Origin of the sequence: Frankia sp. AvcI1, assembly GCF_001420875.1 — a bacterium.
Classification (GTDB): domain Bacteria; phylum Actinomycetota; class Actinomycetes; order Frankiales; family Frankiaceae; genus Frankia; species Frankia alni.
The window spans coordinates 29,425-47,233 of record NZ_LJFZ01000008.1; the positions used below are offsets into that span (position 1 = coordinate 29,425).

Sequence of the window (17,809 nt, forward strand, 5' to 3'; positions counted from 1 at the left end):
CCCTCCCCCCGCAGGCCGGGCCCCCGACCATCCGGACACCGACCATCCGGGCATCGACCGGCCGGACACGGCTGTCCCCGACGCGGCCGTTGATGGCTCGATCGGCCCTCACGGCGCCGAGGAGCGGGCCGGTGGCGGCTCCGCGGGCGTGGACCGCTCGCCCCGGCAGCTCACCGTGCCGGAGCAGGTCTTCACCGAGGCCGGCCCGGCGCAGGGACCGCCCTCGAGCGATCTGCCCGCGACGGGACGCCGGGCGGCTCGCAGCCCGGCGGCCGGCCGGCCGGCCGCGCCCGCGCGGGAGGCCGCGGTGATCGTCGTCCGGGCCATCGTCGAGGCGCTCGGCGGCGTGCGTCCCGTGGCCCACCTCGCCGGATGGACGACGCCCAGACTTCAGCACGATCTCGAGCGCATCGCCGCACAGCTCGGCGACCGCCGCCGCCGCGGCCAGGTGCGCAGTGTGCGGGTGAGCGAACCGCGACCCGGCGTGGCCGAGGTGTCGGCGGTGATCAGCCGCGGCGCGCGGGCGGCGGCGCTGGCACTGCGGATGGAGGCCGCCGGCGGCCGGTGGCGGGTCACGACTCTGCAGGTCGGCTGACCGCGCGGCGACCCGGCGCCGGCTTGTCGGCCGTCGGGCAGCGGGGTTGCCCGCCGTCCGACGGCCGAGACCGAAAGTGCTGGTAGCGCGTTTCCTACTCGGCCTCGGCGTTGCGCCGTGCGGGATCGCCGTGGCACCGCTTGTACTTGCGACCCGAGCCGCACGGGCAGGGCGCGTTGCGAGCGGGGCGGGCGCTCGCCCCCGCCGCCGACCCACCGGCGGGCCCACGGGCCGCTCGAGCCGCACCGCCAGCGACTGGCGACTCGGCACCCGAGTCCAGGATGGTGACTGGTCCGGCGCCGCCGTCGACCGACGGCGCGGTGTAACGGAGCCCGCCGGTCGGACGGCGCGGCTCCAGGCCCTTGACGAAGACCGGCGGCGCGGCAGGCGGCGCCGGCGCGGCCGGGACCTCTGGTGGAGTCCGGCGCGCGGCCGCCCGGTCGTCCTCGGCAGCATCCGGCAGGGCCAGGGGCGCGACCGCGGCGGGCAGGGCGGCGGCTCCCGCGGGGGGCGCCGGAGCGACGGCGACGTTCTCCGCGGGCGCCGCCTCGGTCTCCTGGCCGGCGATCTGGACCTCGACGTTGAACAGGAGGCGGACGGACTCCTCCTTGATGCCCTCCATCATCGTCTGGAACATGTCGAAACCCTCGCGCTGGTACTCCACCAGCGGGTCGCGTTGTCCCATCGCCCGCAGGCCGATGCCCTCCTGCAGGTAGTCCATCTCGTACAGGTGCTCGCNCCACTTGNGGTCCAGCACGGCGAGCACGACTCGCCNCTCCAGCTCACGCATGATCGGCTCGCCGTCTGCACCTTCGCCGAGGTCGAGCTCGCGGCGGTCGTAGGCCTCCTGCGCGTCGGCCTGCACATCCTCCAGCAGGNGATCGGTGGTCAGCCCGTCGCGGTCGTCGGTGTCCGGTGCCTCCACGCCGACCGGGTAGAGCTGGCCGAGCGCGGTCCACAGGGTGTCGAGGTCCCACTCCTCCGGGTAGCCGTCGGCGGTGGNACCGCGCACGTACCCCTCGACGGTGTCGTCGACGAAGTGCCGCACCTGCTCGTGCAGGTCGGCACCGTCGAGGACCTTGCGGCGCTCCTCGTAGATGACGGTGCGCTGCTTGTTCATGACCTCGTCGTACTTGAGGACGTTCTTGCGGATCTCGAAGTTCTGGCCCTCGACCTGGGTCTGAGCCGACCGGATCGCCNGCGTCACGATCTTCGACTCGATCGGGACGTCCTCGGGGATGTTGAGGCGATCCATGATCCCCTCGACGGCGGCCGCGTTGAACAGCCGCATGAGATCGTCGCCCAGGGAGAGGTAGAACCGCGACTCGCCGTGGTCGCCCTGCCGGCCGGCACGACCACGTAGCTGGTTGTCGATGCGCCGGGACTCGTGCCGCTCGGTGCCGAGCACGTAGAGACCGCCGGCCTCGACCACGTCCTCGTGTTCGGTCTTCACCGACTGGCGGGCCTTCTCCAGCGCCTCCTGCCAGGCCGCCTCGTAGTCCTCGGGGGTCTCGATCGGCGAGAGCCCGCGCTGACGCAGCTCGGCCTGGGCGATGAACTCCGGGTTCCCGCCGAGCATGATGTCGGTACCGCGGCCGGCCATGTTCGTCGCCACCGTGACGGCGCCCTTGCGGCCCGCCTCGGCGATGATGGTCGCCTCCCGCTCGTGGTGCTTGGCGTTGAGGACCTCGTGCGGNACGCCCCGCTTGGTGAGCTGCTTGGACAGGTACTCGGACTTCTCCACGCTCGTGGTNNCGACCAGGACCGGCTGGCCCTTCTCGTGCCGCTCGGCGATGTCCTCGACCACGGCGTCGAACTTCGCGATCTCGGTCTTGTAGACGACGTCCGGCTGGTCGTTACGGATCATCGGCTTGTTCGTCGGGATCGGCACCACGCCGAGGGCGTAGATCTGGTGGAACTCGGCCGCCTCGGTCATGGCGGTACCGGTCATTCCGGAAAGCTTGTCGTAGAGCCGGAAGTAGTTCTGCAGGGTGATCGTCGCGAGGGNCTGGTTCTCCTGCTTGATCTCGACCTTTTCCTTGGCCTCGATCGCCTGGTGCATTCCCTCGCTGTAGCGCCGCCCGTGCAGCACCCGACCGGTGAACTCGTCGACGATGAGGACCTCGCCGTCGGTGACGATGTAGTCCTTGTCCCGCTTGTAGAGCTCCTTGGCCTTCAGCGAGTTGTTCAGGTAGCCCACGAGCGGCGTGTTCACCGACTCGTACAGATTCTCGATGCCGAGCTGGTCCTCGACCTTCTCCACGCCGGACTCGGTGATGGCCACCGTCCGCTTGCCCTCTTCGACCTCGTAGTCGACGTCGCGCTCCAGCAGGGGGGCGATCCGGGCAAACTCCGTGTACCAGCGGGTCGGGTTGTCCGCCGGGCCACTGATGATCAACGGCGTGCGGGCCTCGTNGATGAGGATCGAGTCGACCTCGTCGACCACCGCGAAGTTGTGGCCGCGCTGGACCAGCTCGTCGGCGCTCCAGGCCATGTTGTCGCGCAGATAGTCGAACCCGAACTCGTTGTTCGTGCCGTAGGTGATGTCGCAGGCGTACTGGGCGCGACGGACCGGGGGCGGCATCTGCGGGTGGATCACCCCGACGGTGAGGCCGAGGAAACGGTGGACGCGACCCATGTTCTCGGCGTCACGCTGGGCGAGGTAGTCGTTGACCGTGACGATGTGCACGCCCTTGCCCGCCAGGGCGTTCAGGTAGGCGGGCAGGGTGGAGACCAGCGTCTTGCCCTCACCGGTCTTCATCTCGGCGATGTTGCCGAGATGAAGCGCCGCGCCGCCCATGATCTGCACGTCGAAGTGCCGCTGGCCGAGCGTGCGCCGGGCCGCCTCGCGGACGGCGGCNAATGCCTCGGGCAGCAGGTCGTCGAGGGACTCCTTGCCCTCCGCGACGCGCTGGCGGAACTCGTCGGTCATGNCGCGCAGCTCACCGTCGGACAGCCCGGTGAAGTCGTCCTCGATCAGGTTCACCTGCTCGGCGATCGCCTTGAGCTTGCGCAGAATCCGGCCCTCGCCGGCACGCAAGATCTTGTCTAGAACCACGGGCGAAACTCCTCCGGCAGGCATGTCGGCGAGGCACCGACCCCACGATGCTAGCCCCTGGACCGTCCCCCACAACATCCATCCGGACGCGGTTCCTCCAGCCGCGGTCGGCAACGGGCTGTACGAGGTGGGGACGGGTGCCGACGCCCGGGCACGGGGATTGCGTGGACACAAACGAGCAGGACAACGGGGCGATGGCCCGGCGCCCCGCGATGGNGTCATCCACTCCAACGTCCGGGGGCCCCGCGGGGTGCCCGGGCGGGTGGACGGGGGTACGCCGCGTGCCGGCGGTGAACCGGGAGCCGGTAAAAGGAGAGACATGCCGTCTCTCGAACCAGCGGAGATCACCGCCGGCCGCCTGCATCTGCGCCCGTGGCGCCCGTATGACATCGACGCCGTGTACGAGGCCTGCCAGGATCCCGAGATCGGGCGATGGACGCGGGTGCCCACGCCCTACGGACACCAGCACGCAGAGGACTTCGTGGCCAGGCAGGCCCCCGCCGCCTGGGCGANCGGGACCGGCGCGTCGTTCGCAGTCGTCGACGCCACGACCGAGCAGCTGCTCGCCTCTGTCGCCCTGGTGGACATCACCGAGCAGGGCGACGCCGAACTCGGCTACTGGTGCGCGGCGCCGGCCCGCGGGCAGGGCGTGACCTCACAGGCGGTGGCGACCGTGACCCGCTGGGGCTTCGGGGCCCTGGGACTGGACCGGATCGGCTGGCGGGCCCTGGTCGGCAACACCGCGTCCCTCCGGGTGGCCGAGAAATGCGGATTCACGCTGGAAGGNACCCTGCGACACGCCGTGGTGTCAGCCGACGGTCGGCGACTCGACTGCTGGGTCGGCTCGCGACTTGCGGACGACCCGCCGCCGCCCGACGACCCGCGGCGATGACTCAGGTAATCTCGAGTAGTTTCTCCCGAACCGCGTAGACCACCGCTTCCATCCTGGAATGCAACTGCAGCTTCTCCAGAATGTTGCGGATATGGTTCTTCANGGTGTTTTCGCTGATGTAGAGCTGCTTGGCGATGTCGCGGTTGTTCATGCCCTTGGCGACGAGGCGAAGCACCTCCATCTCCCGGTCGGTGAGCCGGGGGGTGGGGAGCTGCGGCCGGTCGTCCTTGTTCTTGATCATCGCCGCGAACTCGCTGAGCAGCTTCGACGCCATCGACGGGCTGATCAGACTCTGGCCGCCGTAGACGGCACGAATGTCGGCCGCGACCTCGTCGATGNAGATCTCCTTGAGCAGGTAGCCCATGGCGCCCGCCTTGATCGCGTCGTAGAGGTCGGCCTCCTCGTCACTGATCGTCAACATGACGATCTTCGCGCTTGGTACCGCCTCCTTGATGGCGCTCGTGGCGTCGATGCCGCCGCGGCGCGGCATCCGCACGTCCATGAGCACGATGTCGGGAGCCATCTCCTTCGCCATCGTCACGGCCTCGGACCCGTCCGCGGCCTCCCCGACGACCTCGATGTNGACCTCCTGGCCCAGCACCATCTCCAACCCGCGCCGGAACAGTGCATGGTCGTCGACGATGAGCACCCGGATGGGGTTCGCCTCCGATGGCGTCGGCAGCACCTCCTCAGAGCGCTGCTCCTCCACCGTCATCTGACCTCCTTAGGACCACTTTCACCCCGGTCACGCCACCCCACGCGCCTGCGCGCGGGGTGGCGTGCCGTGCACTCCGACACCCGAGGCAAATGGTCCCACGTCAGTCGGTGGGCGTGACCTGCAGATCGTCTAAAGAGCGGCCGAGCTCGCGAACGCGCCGCGATCCTGCGCGGATCGGTCCACGTCATGGTGCGCGTCCAGCGATGCGGCGGCTACCGCACCAGCCGAACCCGAGAGCCTGATCACGCCGTAGTCGTAGCCGACGCGGCGGTAGACGACGCTGGGCAGGCCGAGGTCGACGTCCAGGAACAGGTAGAAGTCATGGCCGACCAGCTCCATGTTGGACAGGGCGTCCTCGAGCGTCATCGGTTCGGCCTCGTGCGTCTTCTCCCGCACGACCAGCGGCTCCTGCTCCGCCCCCTCGCCCTGGCCGGCAGGGCTGTGGGCTGCGGTGAGCGAGTCCGNGGGGGCGGCGACGACCGGGCGCGCCGCGTTTCCCCCGGACGGTGCCGCCTCGGCGACGGGACGCAGGTCGGCCGGCCGCGTGCCCTCCAGTGGCATCAGGCTCTCCAGTGGCACGGAGGTGATACCGGACTGCTTGGCACCGGCGTGGTTGGCGTGGTGACGGACCCGTCGGTCGGCGGNCCGGCGCAGGCGCTCGGCGAGCTTGCCGGTGGCCAGGTCGAGGGCGGCATAGCAGTCGGCGGCGGCGGCCTCGGCCCGGATCACCGGGCCCCGCGAGTACACGGTGAGCTCAACCCGGTCACAGACGTCGGAGAGCCGGGGGTTGTGCTCCTTCGACAGCTCGACGTCGACGCTGATGATGTTGGAGTCCAGCCGCTCCAACTTGGCGAGCTTGGCCTCGACATGATTGCGGAACCGTTCCGGAACCGCGGTGTGCCTGCCCTTGACCACGATGTCCACGCGATCCACCTCCCGTTCGCCAGTCCCGGCGACGCGACCCGCGCCAGCGGCCGGCCGTGCGCCGGTATGTTGTGGCGTCCTCCGGGACACGCCCGGCCTCGGGCCGAGACGATCCACGGACGCCCTGTCCACGGTTGTCGCACCTTCCCGTCGTGCCGTTTGCGGTCGGTCGCCCGCGTTCGCCTCCTTCCCCACTGCGGCGGGCCTACTCCGCCCGTCAGCCCAGCATCCGCACGACGTGTGCGCTACGCCCGGCAGGCATCAGGGCCCGCCGCCGCCCGTTCGTTCGTCCCTTGCGGGCTGACACGGTCGGTGCGTACCGGCAGTTTCACCCCGGCGGACCGTGGATNGCGGGTAGGGCTGCTCTTCCGCGCGTCGGATCGGTGACGGCGACCACGGCGACGGCGGTGGTCCGCACGCAGGCGGCCCGCAGCGCCCGCACCGCCTCCGCCAGCGTCGCCCCCGTCGTCAGCACGTCGTCGACGACGATGACCCGCGCGCCCGCCGGCAATGGCGCACGTCGGCCCACGCGCGCCGGCTTCGCCAGCTCGAAGGCACCGGCGAGATTCGCTGCCCGCGCCGCGACGCCCAGCCCGGCCTGATCGGCGAGCCGGCGCACCGGCCGCAGGATGGGCGCGACGTGCACCCGGTGACCATGGCGGCGCAGCACGGTGGCCGCCGCGGAGCACAGCACTGCCAGATGGTCGAAGCCGCGCCGACGACGCGCCGCCGCGGTCGACGGCACCGGCACCAGCAGGCACGCCGGCAGCGGCGCCGGCGTCACGGAAGCTTCGGCGGGCGCGCCCGGGGCGGCGGGCAAGGCCCGCGCGATCGCGCGGGCCAGCGCGCCTCCCAGCGGCCGAGCGGCATCCACCCGGCCGCGCTCCTTGTAGGCCAGCAGAAGCGACCGGACCCGGCCGCCGTAGCGAGCCACCGCCAGGCACGGCGGCAGCCCTCGCCGCCGCGGGGTGGCCATGGGACCCGCGGCGGCGAGGAAGGCTGGACCGCGCAGCTCCGCAGCGCACGCCGGGCACACCGACGCCCCCCGACCGCCGCAGCCGGCGCACGCCAGCGGCACGACCAGGTCGGTGAGGATTGCCAGGTTCCGGATGAGCAGGGGCAGCAGGGCGCGGGCCATGGAAGGAAGGATCNCCGCCCGCCGAGGCGTTCGCCAGCCCCCACGGACGATCTGTGGACAACGCACCCCCCGAGCTCCGGCCGGGCTGTGGACACACGATGGATGCCTACGGAAGGGCAGTCCGGCCCCACTCCCCCGGGACGAGTAGGGCCTCGGAGGGCGGTGGGACGCCGTCTGAGACGATCGACGCTGGACGGATCATCTCCGTGCAGCGGACCGCGTGCGTACAGCCGGCCGGGAGCACATCCGGGCAGGCGATCCCGGCCATGGCCGGCGAAATCCGCGCGCCAACCTCGGCACACCCCCGCCCCAGGGCACAGAATCCTGGCAACGGGGAACAGNCCCGCGCGGCGACCCGCCGCCGGACAGATACCCCCGACCGCGAGACGGCAGGACCGATGAGCGGCGCCCGGCCCACGTGCGACGCCCGAACGACGAGTGGAGACACACCGATGACCGACGGTCCCGGCTGGGCCGCGCCCGGCACATCGTCGCCTCCGGGCGGCGGTTCCGCCGGGCCGTCGTGGGGCGAGCCGCTGCCCCACGACGGGTGGGGGCATCCCGACCAGCCCGCCGGTCAGCCGCCGGCGCCCGTCGGCGCGCCCCCGCCGGGCGGACCGCCCGGATGGCACGGACCTCCCCAGAGCGGACCGCCCGGGCGCTACGGGCCCCCATCTGGACCGCCCGGACCGCCGGGCCCGTGGCGCTGGGGTGCGGCGGCGCCCAAGCCGGGGATCATCCCGCTGNGTCCGCTGNCCCTCGGCGAAATCCTGGACGGCACCTTCGCCACGATCCGGGCGAATCCGGGCGCGACGATCGGGGTCACCGTCGCGTCCGCGGCCGTCGTAGAGACGATCTCCACAGTGGTGGCGATCACCACGGAGAACGCCTCGACCGCCGTGTCGGCACTGGGCATCCTCGCGACCTTCGCACTCGACCTCGTCCTCGGGCTGTTCCTGTCCGGTGTGCTCAGCGTGGTCGTGAGCGAGGCGACGCTGGGTAGTCGCATCGGCCCGACCGAGGCCGTCAAACGGGTCGCCCCACGTCTCGGCGGCCTGTTCGCCCTCACGGTCGTCGTCACGGCGGCGGTAGCACTGGGGCTGGTCGCCCTGCTGGTCGGCGCGGTCGTCGTGGGCATCTATCTGGGACTGGCGACGCCCGCATACATCCTCGAGGGCGGGGGNGTCCGCCACGCACTGCGCCGCTCTGTGACGATCGTGCGCGGCTCCTGGTGGCGCTGCCTCGGCATCCTGGTGCTCTCGACACTCGTCGCGTTCATGCTCAGCGCGGTGCTCACCATCATCACCGCGGTAATCCTGGGGTCGTCGGACGTGTTCGGCGACTTCCTGGGCGGCGATCTCACGATCACCGGCCACATCGTCCAGGGAATCGGCCAGCTGCTGGCCACGACGATCTCCACGCCGATCGTCTCCGGCACCGTCGTGCTGCTGTACATCGACCTGCGGATTCGGCGGGAGGGGNTGGACGTCACCCTCGCCCAGGCCGCCCGGGCCCGCGGGGCCGGGGNGGGGATGCCCGGATGACGCTGGGCGGCCCGGTCACCCGCGACGGCGCCCGGGAGGAGGCACACCGCGAGCTGTCGGACAGCATCTACGGCAACAGCCGGCCGCACTGGTGGAACCGGCTGCTGAGCTGGATCGGTGATCGGATCGCGGACTTCTTCGACTNGATCCTTCCGCACAGCGGGTCGGGCGGTGGCTCCCGCGGCCTCGGGGTCCTCGCGTTCGTGGTGGTGCTCGTCGTCGGAGCGGTCGCGCTGCGGTGGTGGCTGGGCCCGGTCCGGCGGACCGCGCGGGCGCGGCAGGCGGCCGCGGACGACCTGTCCAGCCCGTTGACCGCCGCGCAGCTGCGGGCCGAGGCCGACCGATACGCAACCGGCGGGGACTACGCGCGGGCGGTTCGCTCCCGGCTGCGGGCGATCGTGCGGATGCTCGAGGAGAAGGGCGTGCTCGACCCACGCCCCGGACGCACCGCCGGGGAGCTCGTCGCCGAGGTCGCCCGGATCACCCCGGCCGCCGATCGCGGGCCGGCCGGGCCGGCCGCCACCGTCCCCGGCATGCCAGCCACCGACCATGATCTGGCCGGCGCGAGCCCGGCCGGGGACGGGCGGGCTGCCCTCGCCGCCGCCGTGGAGGTCTTCAGCGAGATCTGGTACGGCGGCCGCCCGGCCACCGCGGCCGGCTACCAGGTGCTCGTCGACGCGGACAGCGCACTGTCGCGGCTGCGGCGCGGCGCGGGCGGACGGGACGGCGCGGCGGACAGCCTCGCGGTGCCGGCATGACGGCCAACGGCACCCTGACGCCGGACGACACGAGCCCGGGCGGCACCGGCTCGGGCGGCGCCTCGTCGAGCGCTGTGCGCAGCGGCCCCCGCCCGCCGGTGGTGCGCCGCGGGACCCTGGTGACGGCCGTCGTCGGCGCCATCGTGCTCGGCTTCCTCGTGATCACCGCCCTGGCCACCCGCCCTACCGGACGGCAGGCGCTGGATGTGGCCTCGCCCGAGTCCGACGGAACCCGTGCCCTGGCCCAGATCCTGCGCGCCCGCGGCGTGGCGGTGACCGCCGCCGACGCCGTGCCCGCAGTATCGGTCAGCCGTCCGGGCACCCTCGTCGTCGTCCGGCCCGGGCGGCTGACCCACGACGCGCTCACCGACCTGCTCGGCCGCGTCTGGCGGGGCTCCGACGTCGTCCTGGTGGCGCCGGGTGACGCTGTCCTCGACGCCATCGACGTGGGCGTCGTCACGGCCGACCCGCAGCCGGACAGCGGCGAGTCCGGCCCGCGGTGCGCGCTCCCCGAGGCGGCGGTGGCGGGCCGCGTCACGATCGGCACGGGCCGCGCCTTCACCCCGGCGGACGGCGCCGATCTCGGCGACATGCGTCCGACGCTCTGCTACGGCGACCCGCCCGACGCGGCCGAACTCGCGGNGCTCAACCCCGGCCGGACCGAGGCGGCGCCGGCGGCCGGGCGGCTGGTGCTGCTCGGCTCCGCGGACTTCCTCACGAACGGGGAGCTGGACCGGGCGGGCAACGCGGCNCTCGCGCTCGGCCTGCTCGCCCGGCACCCCACGCTGTCCTGGATCACCCCGGCCGCGGACTCCGCCGGCGGGGTCGGCACCCGCGGCGTCGCCGACCTGCTGCCCGCCGGGGTCCGGTGGGCGTGCCTGCAGGCCCTCGTCGTCCTGGTGCTCCTGGCCCTGTGGCGGGGGCGGCGGCTGGGACCGCCGGTGCCCGAGCCGCTGCCCGTGATCGTGCGGGCCGCGGAGACCGTGGAGGGTCGCGGCCGGCTCTACGCCGCCGCCCACGCCCGTGACCGGGCGGCCGACGCCCTGCGGGCCGGCATCCGGGTTCGGCTGGCGGAACGCACGGGGCTGCCCGTACTGGCCGGACCGGGCAGGACAGCCGGACCCGATCCCGTAGCCCTCGTGGCCTCCGTCAGCGAACGCACCGGGCGGTCACCCTCGGAAATCGGATCGCTCCTGTACGGTTCGGGCATGCCGCCGCAGACCACCGGCGCGCCCAGCCCACGTGGGCGGGCCCGGGACCGCTACCAGTCGCGTCATCTCCCGCCGGACGCCGCCTCGCCGACGGGGCCGGCGGCGGCGGTCGACGGGCCCGGCGCCCGGCGCGGCACCGGCGGCGCCGGGCGGCCCGGTGAGCGGGACGCCGCGCTGGTTGCACTGGCCCGCGCGCTCGACGAACTCGACCGACAGGCAGGTGGACGGTGACCTCCCCGAACATCGACGCGGAGCCGACGGNCGCGGGACCGGCCCGGGATGACGCGCCGGCCGAGGAGACTCTCCGCCGGCCGGGCGCCNCACCGACCCACCAGATCCCGACTGCCCCGCCATCCCCATCCGCACGGCCTGCACCATCCGCACCGCCAGCAACGTCCGCACCGCCAGCACCGTCCGCACCGCCAGCACCATCCGCACCGCCAGCACCGTCCGCACCGCCTGGCCCGCCGAAGCCGGTGGCCGCCCAGTCGGGCGGTTGGCCCGCGCCACCCGACGCCGACGCCGCCCGTCGGGCGCTGATCGCGCTGCGCGGCGAGGTTGCCAAGGCCGTGATCGGTCAGGACGCCGCCGTCAGCGGGCTGGTCGTCGCCCTGCTCTGCCGCGGGCACGCACTGCTCGAAGGCGTGCCGGGCGTCGCGAAGACCCTGCTCGTACGCACCCTGGCGACCGCACTGTCACTGGACACCAAGCGGCTGCAGTTCACCCCGGATCTGATGCCGGGTGACGTCACCGGCTCGCTCGTCTACGACAACCGCAGCTCCGCGTTCACCTTCCGCGAGGGTCCGGTCTTCACGAACCTGCTGCTCGCCGACGAGATCAACCGGACGCCGCCGAAGACCCAGGCCGCCCTGCTGGAGGTGATGGAGGAGCGGCAGGTCAGCGTGGAGGGGACGCCCCGTCCGCTACCCACCCCGTTCGCCGTACTGGCGACCCAGAACCCCATCGAACACGAGGGCACCTACCCGCTGCCCGAGGCGCAGCTCGACCGGTTCCTGGTGAAGGTGACACTGCCGCTGCCGCCGCGCGACGACGAGATCCGGGTGCTGGCCCACCACGCCGGCGGCTTCGACCCGACGGACCTGGCCGCGGCCGGCGTGCGGCCGGTCGCGGGCCCGGCGGACCTGGCCGCGGCGCGCGCGGCGGTGCTCGCCGTCGCGGTGCACCCGGAGGTGCTGGCATACATCGTCGACCTGGCGCGGGCGACCCGGGTGGCGCCGAGCGTGCAGCTCGGGGTGTCGCCGCGCGGGGCGACCGCGCTGCTGGCTACCACCCGGGCCTGGGCGTGGCTGTCGGGACGCGGCTACGCGACCCCCGACGACGTCAAGGCCCTGGCACGGGCCACGCTGCGTCACCGGATCAGCCTGCGGCCCGAGGCCGAGCTCGACGGCGTCACCGCGGACGTGGTGTTGGAACAGGTGCTGGCCACCGTCCCGGTTCCCCGGTAGGTCCGGTGGCGATCACCGGGCGTGCCGTCGCGCTGGCCCTGTTCGGGGTGCTGGTCGTCCTGCTGTCTCCCGCGCCCGGCCTGACGATGCTGGTCGTCGACCTGGTGATCGTGGCCCTCCTCGGGGTCGACCTGACGCTGGCCGGCGGGGTCCGCACGCTGGCGTTCACCCGGTCGGGGCCGACGTCCGCCCGGCTGGGCCAGCCCGTCCCCCTCGTGCTCGGGATCGCCAACGACGGTGACCGGCCCGTGCGGGCCCGGGTCCGCGACGCCTGGCCGCCGTCCGCGGGCGCCCGGCCGCGAGAGCATCAGGTGGTCGTCCCCGCCGGGGAACGGCGCTTCCTGGAGACGACGCTGTACCCGACGCGGCGCGGCGACCGGGAGCCGTTCCGCATCACGGTGCGTTCCCTCGGCCCGCTCGGCCTCGCCGGCCGGCAGGGCCGCCACCGCAGCCCGTGGCGGGTCCGCGTGCTGCCGCCGTTCACGTCGCGCCGGCACCTGCCCGCGGCGCTGGCCCGGCTGCGGGAGGTCGAGGGCGAGGTCGCGATCCGCGGGGCCGGCGCCGGCTCGGAGTTCGACAGCCTGCGCGACTACGTGATCGGCGACGACGTCCGCCTGATCGACTGGCGGGGCACCGCCCGACGCGGAGCGGTGGTCGTCCGCACCTTCCGGCCGGAGCGGGACCGGCGAGTGGTCTGCGTGCTCGACACCGGGCGGACCTCCGCCGGACGCGTCGGCGACGTCCCCCGGCTGGACCATGCGCTCGACGCCGCGCTGCTGCTCACCGCGGTCGCACTGCGCGCCGGCGACCGGGTCGGTCTCGTCGCGCACGACAGCGTGCCTCGCGTGACGCTGCCCGGTTCGCACGACCACGCGTTCCTGGCCCGGGTGACCGACGCCATGGCCCGGCTGGAACCGGCCATCGTCGAGGCGGACCACGCCGGGATCGTCTCGACGGTGCTGCGGGAGACCTCGCGCCGATCCCTGGTCGTGCTGTTCACCGAGCTGGCGCCGGCCGTGATCGAGGAGGGGCTGCTGCCCGCGCTGGGGACGTTGACCGCGCGGCACACCGTCGTGGTCGCGGCGCTGCGTGACCCCCGCGTCGACGAGCTCGCCGCCGGCCGCGGCGACGTCCGCGCCGTGTACGCCGCCGCGGCGGCCGAACAGACCCTGATGCGCCGCCGCGAGCTCACCGAGACGCTGCGCCGCCGCGGCGTCGAGGTCGTCGACGCGCCGCCGGCCGGCTATGCCGCGGCCGTCACCGACGCCTACCTCACCCTGAAGTCCCTCGGTCGGCTCTGACCGCCGACCAGGTGATCGCCGGCGGCCGGACCGCCGCGCACCGCGGCTGGCCGCGGGCGTCGGTCAGGCCGAGCCGGCCGACCAGCTCCCCGGTGCCGACCGCCGCGGCGAGGACGTCCGGGTCGACGGCGTCGAGCATCAGCTTCGCCCGCCGGAACATGGCGAAGGTGCCGGCGTCGTCGACGTCGCCCCAGGACAGGTAGAGGAAACGCGCGCCGGGTCGACCCTGGATGTGGCGGCCACGCAGGTCGAGACCGGCGGGCCCTTGCGTCACGGTGCAGTCGATCGTCCAGTCCGCTCGGGGGGCATCGCCGCGGTGCAGGCCCAGCAGGTCGTCCTGCCGGCCGCGGGCCTGCACCCCGACGTGGACGTTGACGTGGCGATGCGCGTCGCCGGCCGGAGCGCATCGCGATCCCGGCAGGTCGACGCCCTCGATGCGGATGCGCACCGGCCCATCATCCTCCGCCCGGTCGCCCGCCGGGGCTGGCGGCACCGACACACCGCCGCGACAGGTGGGCTCCGCCGCGATCGTCGCGGCGCAACCGTCAGCTCGCGGGGACGGGGGTCAGCGCGACGACGGGGATCTTCCGGCCGGCCTTCGCCTCATACTCGGCAAAAGCCGGGTAGTTCGCGGCATGCCGGGCGTAGACGGCGTCCCGCTCGGCCCCGGTGACCTCGTCGACATGCACGTCCAGGACCCGAGTGTCGATCTCGATCTTGACCCCGGGGTGCGCCTTCAGGTTGTGGTACCAGGCCGGATCCCTGGGCGCCCCGCCGTTGGAGGCGAACACCAGGTAGCGGTCGCCGTCCTCGGCGTACACCAGCGGGTTGATCCGCGGGGCGCCGGTGCGGGCCCCGGTGGTGTGCAGCAGCAGGATCGGAGTTCCCGCGAACTGACCATCGGGGTGCCCCCCGGTGGCCCGGAAGTCGGCGATGATCCGGGCGTTGAAGTCGTCCGTGTCTGCCATGGGTGGGCACTCCCCTCGTCGAACCATCTGGTCGGGTCCGGACGGTATACGAGTTCACGACCTTCNCCATGGCTCAGGCGGGCAGGGCTGCGGCGGTTGGCTGCTGGGCGGGCACGGCGGGAGCCCCGGTCGCCACCGGGAGAAGCGTCGGGTAGTCCAGGTAGCCACGGTCGTCGCCGCCGTAGAGGGTCGCTCGGTCGCCCGGGTTGAACGGTCCGCCGGCCGCGAGCCGGGCCGGCAGGTCCGGGTTGGCGAGGAAGGCGGCCCCGAAGCTGAGCAGGTCGGTGGTGCCGTCCTCGACAAGGGGAAGGTCCGCGAGCCCGGTCGGCTGGTCACCCGTGGCCGGGTTGAGGATCNGCGTGCCGCCGAAGCGGCGGCGCAGCTCCACGGTCAGCGACCGCTCGGCGTTCTCGGCGATGTGCAGGTAGGCCAGTCCGAGCGGGCGCACCGCGTCCACCAGCGCGGTGTACGTGGCGGGCACGTCGTCGACGACGATGTCGTTGAAGCTGCCACCGGGCGAGATCCGCAGCCCCACCCGGTTCGCGCCGATCGCCTCGACCACGGCCCGGGTGACCTCGACGGCGAACCGGATCCGGCCGGCGACCGAGCCGCCCCAGCCATCGGTGCGGCGGTTGGCGTTCGTGGCCAGGAACTGGTTGATGAGGTAACCGTTCGCGCCGTGCACCTCGACGCCGTCGAAGCCGGCGGCGACAGCGTTGCTGGCCGCCTCGGCGAACTCCGCGATGATCTCGGAAATCTGCACCTCGGTCAGTTCGGCCGGGGTCTCGAAGTCCGCCATGCCCGTGGCGCTGAACGTCTGGCCGGCGGGACGGACCGCGGACGGGGCGAGTGGGATCGCGCCCGCGGGCAGCAGGCTCGGGTGGCTGATCCGCCCGGCGTGCATGAGCTGGGCGAAGATCACTCCGCCGGCGTCGTGCACGGCGGCGGTGACCGCCCGCCATGCCTGAACCTGCTCGGCGCTGTGCAGGCCAGGGGTGTTCGGGTAGCCCTGGCCGACGGCGGAGGGCTGGACGCCCTCGGTGATGATCAGGCCGGCGCCGGCCCGCTGGGCGTAGTAGGTCGCCATCGACGGCGTCGGGGTGGCGCCGGGGCCGAAGGCCCGGTTGCGGGTCATCGGCGCCATCGCGATGCGGTTCGCCAGGTGCAGGCCGGCCAGGTCGATCGGGTCGAAGGCGGTGGTCATCGGACTCCCTCTCGTCACCGTCACGCCCCCGCCGAGCGCGGTCGCGGACTACCCAGTCCGAACCTCAAGCCCGCCGACGCCCCTTCCCGGTCACATCGAGTGTGAGACGCGTCACCCGGACAGGAAGGTGGTCGCAGCGTCCGATCGTGACCGGACTGTCGGAGGGTGGCGCTAGCATGCGGCCATGCTTGATCACATAGGTGTCCAGGCGGCCGACGTCGAGGCATCGCTCGCCTTCTACCTGCGTACCTTCGCGGCCATCGGCATCCGCGAGGCGAAACGCTTCCCAGCCGGCGATTCCGTGGTGGTCGGCCTGTCCGGGCCGGACGGGAAGGCGTCGTTCTGGCTCAGCCCCGCGGCCGGCGCCGAGACCCGGGAGCTGCACGTCGCCTTCCGTGCCCCGGACCGGGCCGCNGTCGACGCGGTGCACGAGGCCGCAGTGCGCGACGGCGTCGAGGTGCTGCACGCGCCACGCGTCTGGCCCGAATACCACCCCACCTACTACGGCGTCTTCCTGCGCGATCNCGACGGCCACAACGTCGAGGCCGTCCATCACGGGTTCTAGGAACACGGATCCGGGAAAGGCGCGGCTCCCAGGAACGCACGAATCCCAGGAAGGCAGGGAGATCGGCGATGCCCACCACCGTCCGCACCGAGGTGCTCGACATCTCTGTCGAGGTGACGGGGCCCGCCGATGGGCCGCCGGTCGTTCTGCTGCACGGCTGGCCGGACGCCGCCCGTGGCTGGCACGGGGTGCAGGCCGGGCTGAACGAACGGGGTTGGCGCACGATCGTCCCGGACCTGCGAGGCAGCGGCGCGACCAGGTTCCGCGACGCCGGCACGCCGCGCGACGGTCAGGCCGTCGCGCTGGCCCAGGACGCGCTCGACCTCGCCGACGCCCTCGGGTTGGGGCGGATTGCCGTGGTCGNCCACGACTGGGGCGCCCGCNCCGCCTACACCCTCGCCGCCCTGGCGCCGCGCCGTCTCACGGCCATCGCCGCGCTCGCCCTGGCCTACCAGCCGCGGGGGAGCTTCACCATGCCGGGCTTCGAGCAGGCCAGGGCGTTCTGGTACCAGTGGCTGATGTTCGTCGATGCCGGGGCGCGGGCGGTCCGCGAGGATCCCGTCGGCTTCGCCCGCATCCAGTGGGACACCTGGAGCCCGCCCGNCTGGTTCGACGACGACGAGTTCGCCGCCACCGCGCCGGCGTTCACCCGTCCGGACTGGGCGGCGATCACCCTGAACGCCTACCGGGCACGGTTCCATGCGAACGAGCCGCGCGACNCGCGCTACGACGACCTGCGCCGTCGCCTCGCCGAGGTCGAGCGGCTCGGGGTGCCCACCCTGATGATCCAGGGCGGCGACGACCGCTGCGACTCACCGGCCGCGTCCGCGGGCCAGGCGGCATACTTCACCGGCGGGTACCGCCGGGTCGTCCTCGACGGCGTGGGCCACTTCCCCCACCGCGAGGCCACCGCGGCGGTGGCGGACCTGGTCGCCGACCATCTCTCGGTGGCGGACGGCCGCGCGCGGGCCAGCGGCCCGGGTTAGCTAGCTCTCGTCGGCCGGGGCGAGCAGGCGAGCGGGGAAGCCGCCGCGGCTGATCGGCCCCCACCGGTCGATCCGCAGCCGGAGCAGCACCTTCTCCTGGCGGCGCATGGCCTCGCGGTACTCGTCCCAGTCGGGGTGCTCGCCGCTGATGCAGCGGAAGTACTCCACCAGCTCCTCGACCGCGGCGGGCTGGTCGACCACGGTGATCGTGCCGTCAACCTGGACCCAGTCGCCGCTGAACTCGTCGGACAGCACGCACATCGACGCCCGCGGGTCGCGGCGCGCGTTGCGGGTCTTCGCCCGTTCCGGGTAGGTCGACACGACGATGTCACCCGCGGTGTCGACGCCCATCGTCACCGGGGAGAGCTGCGGGGCGCCGTCGCGGCGGGTGGTGACGAGGATGCCGCGGTGGCGGGGGCGGACGAAGTCGAGCAGGCCCGCGCGGTCGACGCTGACATCCCTGGCTGCGGTCGGACTCATC

The 17,809-nt window shown here is 73.3% G+C and carries 12 protein-coding genes and 27 pseudogenes; 15 read left to right on the forward strand and 24 right to left on the reverse strand.

Going from position 1 to position 17,809, the window contains the following annotated elements:
• The first annotated feature begins 175 nt into the window (after window positions 1–175).
• On the forward strand, window positions 176–595 hold the full coding sequence (locus UK94_RS75970) for an Rv3235 family protein (RefSeq protein ID WP_313949479.1): 420 nt from the start codon (window positions 176–178) through the stop codon (window positions 593–595).
• 94 nt (window positions 596–689) lie between these two features.
• Here UK94_RS75970 and UK94_RS46750 read toward each other — a convergent pair.
• The 11 genes and pseudogenes from UK94_RS46750 to UK94_RS46805 form a co-directional block, all read right to left on the reverse strand.
• A partial coding sequence (locus tag UK94_RS46750; RefSeq protein WP_235487371.1) for an SEC-C metal-binding domain-containing protein occupies window positions 690–1,333 on the reverse strand: 644 nt, incomplete at its 5' end.
• Between the two features lie 37 nt (window positions 1,334–1,370).
• Window positions 1,371–1,473: pseudogene (locus UK94_RS46760) on the reverse strand (hypothetical protein); the annotation flags it as partial.
• A gap of 1 nt (window position 1,474) precedes the next feature.
• A pseudogene (locus tag UK94_RS46765) lies at window positions 1,475–1,597 on the reverse strand (hypothetical protein); the annotation flags it as partial.
• Between the two features lies 1 nt (window position 1,598).
• Window positions 1,599–1,794 (reverse strand): annotated as a pseudogene (locus UK94_RS46770) (hypothetical protein); the annotation flags it as partial.
• 1 nt (window position 1,795) lies between these two features.
• Window positions 1,796–2,291: pseudogene (locus tag UK94_RS46775) on the reverse strand (preprotein translocase subunit SecA); the annotation flags it as partial.
• A gap of 1 nt (window position 2,292) precedes the next feature.
• Window positions 2,293–2,348, reverse strand: a pseudogene (locus UK94_RS46780) (hypothetical protein); the annotation flags it as partial.
• A 2-nt stretch (window positions 2,349–2,350) separates the two neighbouring features.
• Window positions 2,351–2,602: pseudogene (locus tag UK94_RS46785) on the reverse strand (hypothetical protein); the annotation flags it as partial.
• 1 nt (window position 2,603) lies between these two features.
• Window positions 2,604–3,010 (reverse strand): annotated as a pseudogene (locus UK94_RS46790) (preprotein translocase subunit SecA); the annotation flags it as partial.
• Between the two features lies 1 nt (window position 3,011).
• Window positions 3,012–3,455 (reverse strand): annotated as a pseudogene (locus UK94_RS46795) (preprotein translocase subunit SecA); the annotation flags it as partial.
• Between the two features lies 1 nt (window position 3,456).
• Window positions 3,457–3,528, reverse strand: a pseudogene (locus UK94_RS46800) (hypothetical protein); the annotation flags it as partial.
• Between the two features lies 1 nt (window position 3,529).
• Window positions 3,530–3,653 (reverse strand): annotated as a pseudogene (locus tag UK94_RS46805) (hypothetical protein); the annotation flags it as partial.
• A 319-nt stretch (window positions 3,654–3,972) separates the two neighbouring features.
• Here UK94_RS46805 and UK94_RS46810 point away from each other — a divergent pair.
• The 3 genes and pseudogenes from UK94_RS46810 to UK94_RS46820 all read left to right on the forward strand — a co-directional run.
• Window positions 3,973–4,165: GNAT family N-acetyltransferase (locus UK94_RS46810; RefSeq protein WP_235487373.1), on the forward strand; the 193-nt coding region annotated here is incomplete at its 3' end.
• A 1-nt stretch (window position 4,166) separates the two neighbouring features.
• Window positions 4,167–4,439: pseudogene (locus UK94_RS46815) on the forward strand (GNAT family protein); the annotation flags it as partial.
• 1 nt (window position 4,440) lies between these two features.
• Window positions 4,441–4,545: pseudogene (locus UK94_RS46820) on the forward strand (N-acetyltransferase); the annotation flags it as partial.
• A 1-nt stretch (window position 4,546) separates the two neighbouring features.
• Here the strand turns inward: UK94_RS46820 and UK94_RS46825 are convergent.
• The 8 genes and pseudogenes from UK94_RS46825 to UK94_RS10390 all read right to left on the reverse strand — a co-directional run.
• Window positions 4,547–4,647: LuxR C-terminal-related transcriptional regulator (locus tag UK94_RS46825; RefSeq protein WP_235487456.1), on the reverse strand; the 101-nt coding region annotated here is incomplete at its 5' end.
• A 1-nt stretch (window position 4,648) separates the two neighbouring features.
• Window positions 4,649–4,883: pseudogene (locus UK94_RS46830) on the reverse strand (LuxR C-terminal-related transcriptional regulator); the annotation flags it as partial.
• Between the two features lies 1 nt (window position 4,884).
• A pseudogene (locus tag UK94_RS46835) lies at window positions 4,885–5,127 on the reverse strand (response regulator transcription factor); the annotation flags it as partial.
• 1 nt (window position 5,128) lies between these two features.
• A pseudogene (locus tag UK94_RS46840) lies at window positions 5,129–5,260 on the reverse strand (DNA-binding response regulator); the annotation flags it as partial.
• Between the two features lie 132 nt (window positions 5,261–5,392).
• Window positions 5,393–5,727: sigma 54 modulation/S30EA ribosomal C-terminal domain-containing protein (locus tag UK94_RS46845; RefSeq protein ID WP_235487375.1), on the reverse strand; the 335-nt coding region annotated here is incomplete at its 5' end.
• Window position 5,728: 1 nt separating this feature from the next.
• A pseudogene (locus tag UK94_RS46850) lies at window positions 5,729–5,907 on the reverse strand (ribosomal subunit interface protein); the annotation flags it as partial.
• Between the two features lies 1 nt (window position 5,908).
• Window positions 5,909–6,187, reverse strand: a pseudogene (gene raiA, locus UK94_RS46855) (ribosome-associated translation inhibitor RaiA); the annotation flags it as partial.
• Window positions 6,188–6,537: 350 nt separating this feature from the next.
• A pseudogene (locus UK94_RS10390) lies at window positions 6,538–7,325 on the reverse strand (phosphoribosyltransferase family protein); the annotation flags it as partial.
• 1,689 nt (window positions 7,326–9,014) lie between these two features.
• Here UK94_RS10390 and UK94_RS10400 point away from each other — a divergent pair.
• The 5 genes and pseudogenes from UK94_RS10400 to UK94_RS10415 all read left to right on the forward strand — a co-directional run.
• Window positions 9,015–9,627 (forward strand): annotated as a pseudogene (locus UK94_RS10400) (DUF4129 domain-containing protein); the annotation flags it as partial.
• Window positions 9,624–10,269 (forward strand): DUF4350 domain-containing protein (locus UK94_RS46860; protein ID WP_235487377.1); only part of this gene is annotated, 646 nt, incomplete at its 3' end. The pseudogene UK94_RS10400 and the gene UK94_RS46860, both read left to right, overlap by 4 nt.
• A gap of 1 nt (window position 10,270) precedes the next feature.
• Window positions 10,271–10,378 (forward strand): annotated as a pseudogene (locus UK94_RS75975) (hypothetical protein); the annotation flags it as partial.
• Window positions 10,379–11,314: 936 nt separating this feature from the next.
• Window positions 11,315–12,304, forward strand: coding sequence for a MoxR family ATPase (locus UK94_RS10410; protein WP_011602497.1), 990 nt, complete (start codon window positions 11,315–11,317; stop codon window positions 12,302–12,304).
• Between the two features lie 5 nt (window positions 12,305–12,309).
• A complete protein-coding gene (locus UK94_RS10415) occupies window positions 12,310–13,605 on the forward strand; it encodes a DUF58 domain-containing protein (protein ID WP_041938890.1) in 1,296 nt (431 codons plus the stop codon).
• Here UK94_RS10415 and UK94_RS10420 read toward each other — a convergent pair.
• The 4 genes and pseudogenes from UK94_RS10420 to UK94_RS10430 form a co-directional block, all read right to left on the reverse strand.
• Entirely contained in the window at window positions 13,577–14,053 is a 477-nt protein-coding gene (locus tag UK94_RS10420; RefSeq protein WP_041940206.1) for a DUF5990 family protein, read from the reverse strand. The two genes, UK94_RS10415 and UK94_RS10420, sit on opposite strands and share 29 nt — an antisense overlap.
• A gap of 97 nt (window positions 14,054–14,150) precedes the next feature.
• On the reverse strand, window positions 14,151–14,573 hold the full coding sequence (locus UK94_RS10425) for a nitroreductase family deazaflavin-dependent oxidoreductase (protein WP_041938889.1): 423 nt from the start codon (window positions 14,571–14,573) through the stop codon (window positions 14,151–14,153).
• Between the two features lie 73 nt (window positions 14,574–14,646).
• Window positions 14,647–14,929: pseudogene (locus UK94_RS46865) on the reverse strand (alkene reductase); the annotation flags it as partial.
• Between the two features lies 1 nt (window position 14,930).
• A pseudogene (locus UK94_RS10430) lies at window positions 14,931–15,777 on the reverse strand (alkene reductase); the annotation flags it as partial.
• A 184-nt stretch (window positions 15,778–15,961) separates the two neighbouring features.
• Between UK94_RS10430 and UK94_RS46870 the strand changes: the two are divergent.
• The 6 genes and pseudogenes from UK94_RS46870 to UK94_RS46900 form a co-directional block, all read left to right on the forward strand.
• A pseudogene (locus UK94_RS46870) lies at window positions 15,962–16,191 on the forward strand (VOC family protein); the annotation flags it as partial.
• Window position 16,192: 1 nt separating this feature from the next.
• Window positions 16,193–16,301 (forward strand): annotated as a pseudogene (locus tag UK94_RS46875) (VOC family protein); the annotation flags it as partial.
• 109 nt (window positions 16,302–16,410) lie between these two features.
• Window positions 16,411–16,705: alpha/beta fold hydrolase (locus UK94_RS46880; RefSeq protein WP_235487379.1), on the forward strand; the 295-nt coding region annotated here is incomplete at its 3' end.
• 21 nt (window positions 16,706–16,726) lie between these two features.
• A pseudogene (locus UK94_RS46890) lies at window positions 16,727–16,945 on the forward strand (alpha/beta hydrolase); the annotation flags it as partial.
• 1 nt (window position 16,946) lies between these two features.
• Window positions 16,947–17,061 (forward strand): annotated as a pseudogene (locus UK94_RS46895) (alpha/beta hydrolase); the annotation flags it as partial.
• 1 nt (window position 17,062) lies between these two features.
• Window positions 17,063–17,328 (forward strand): annotated as a pseudogene (locus UK94_RS46900) (alpha/beta hydrolase); the annotation flags it as partial.
• On the opposite strand, the gene UK94_RS10445 reads toward UK94_RS46900, so the two are convergent.
• Window positions 17,329–17,808, reverse strand: coding sequence for a PPOX class F420-dependent oxidoreductase (locus UK94_RS10445; RefSeq protein WP_011602490.1), 480 nt, complete (start codon window positions 17,806–17,808; stop codon window positions 17,329–17,331). It lies immediately after the preceding pseudogene.
• Window position 17,809: the final 1 nt, after the last annotated feature.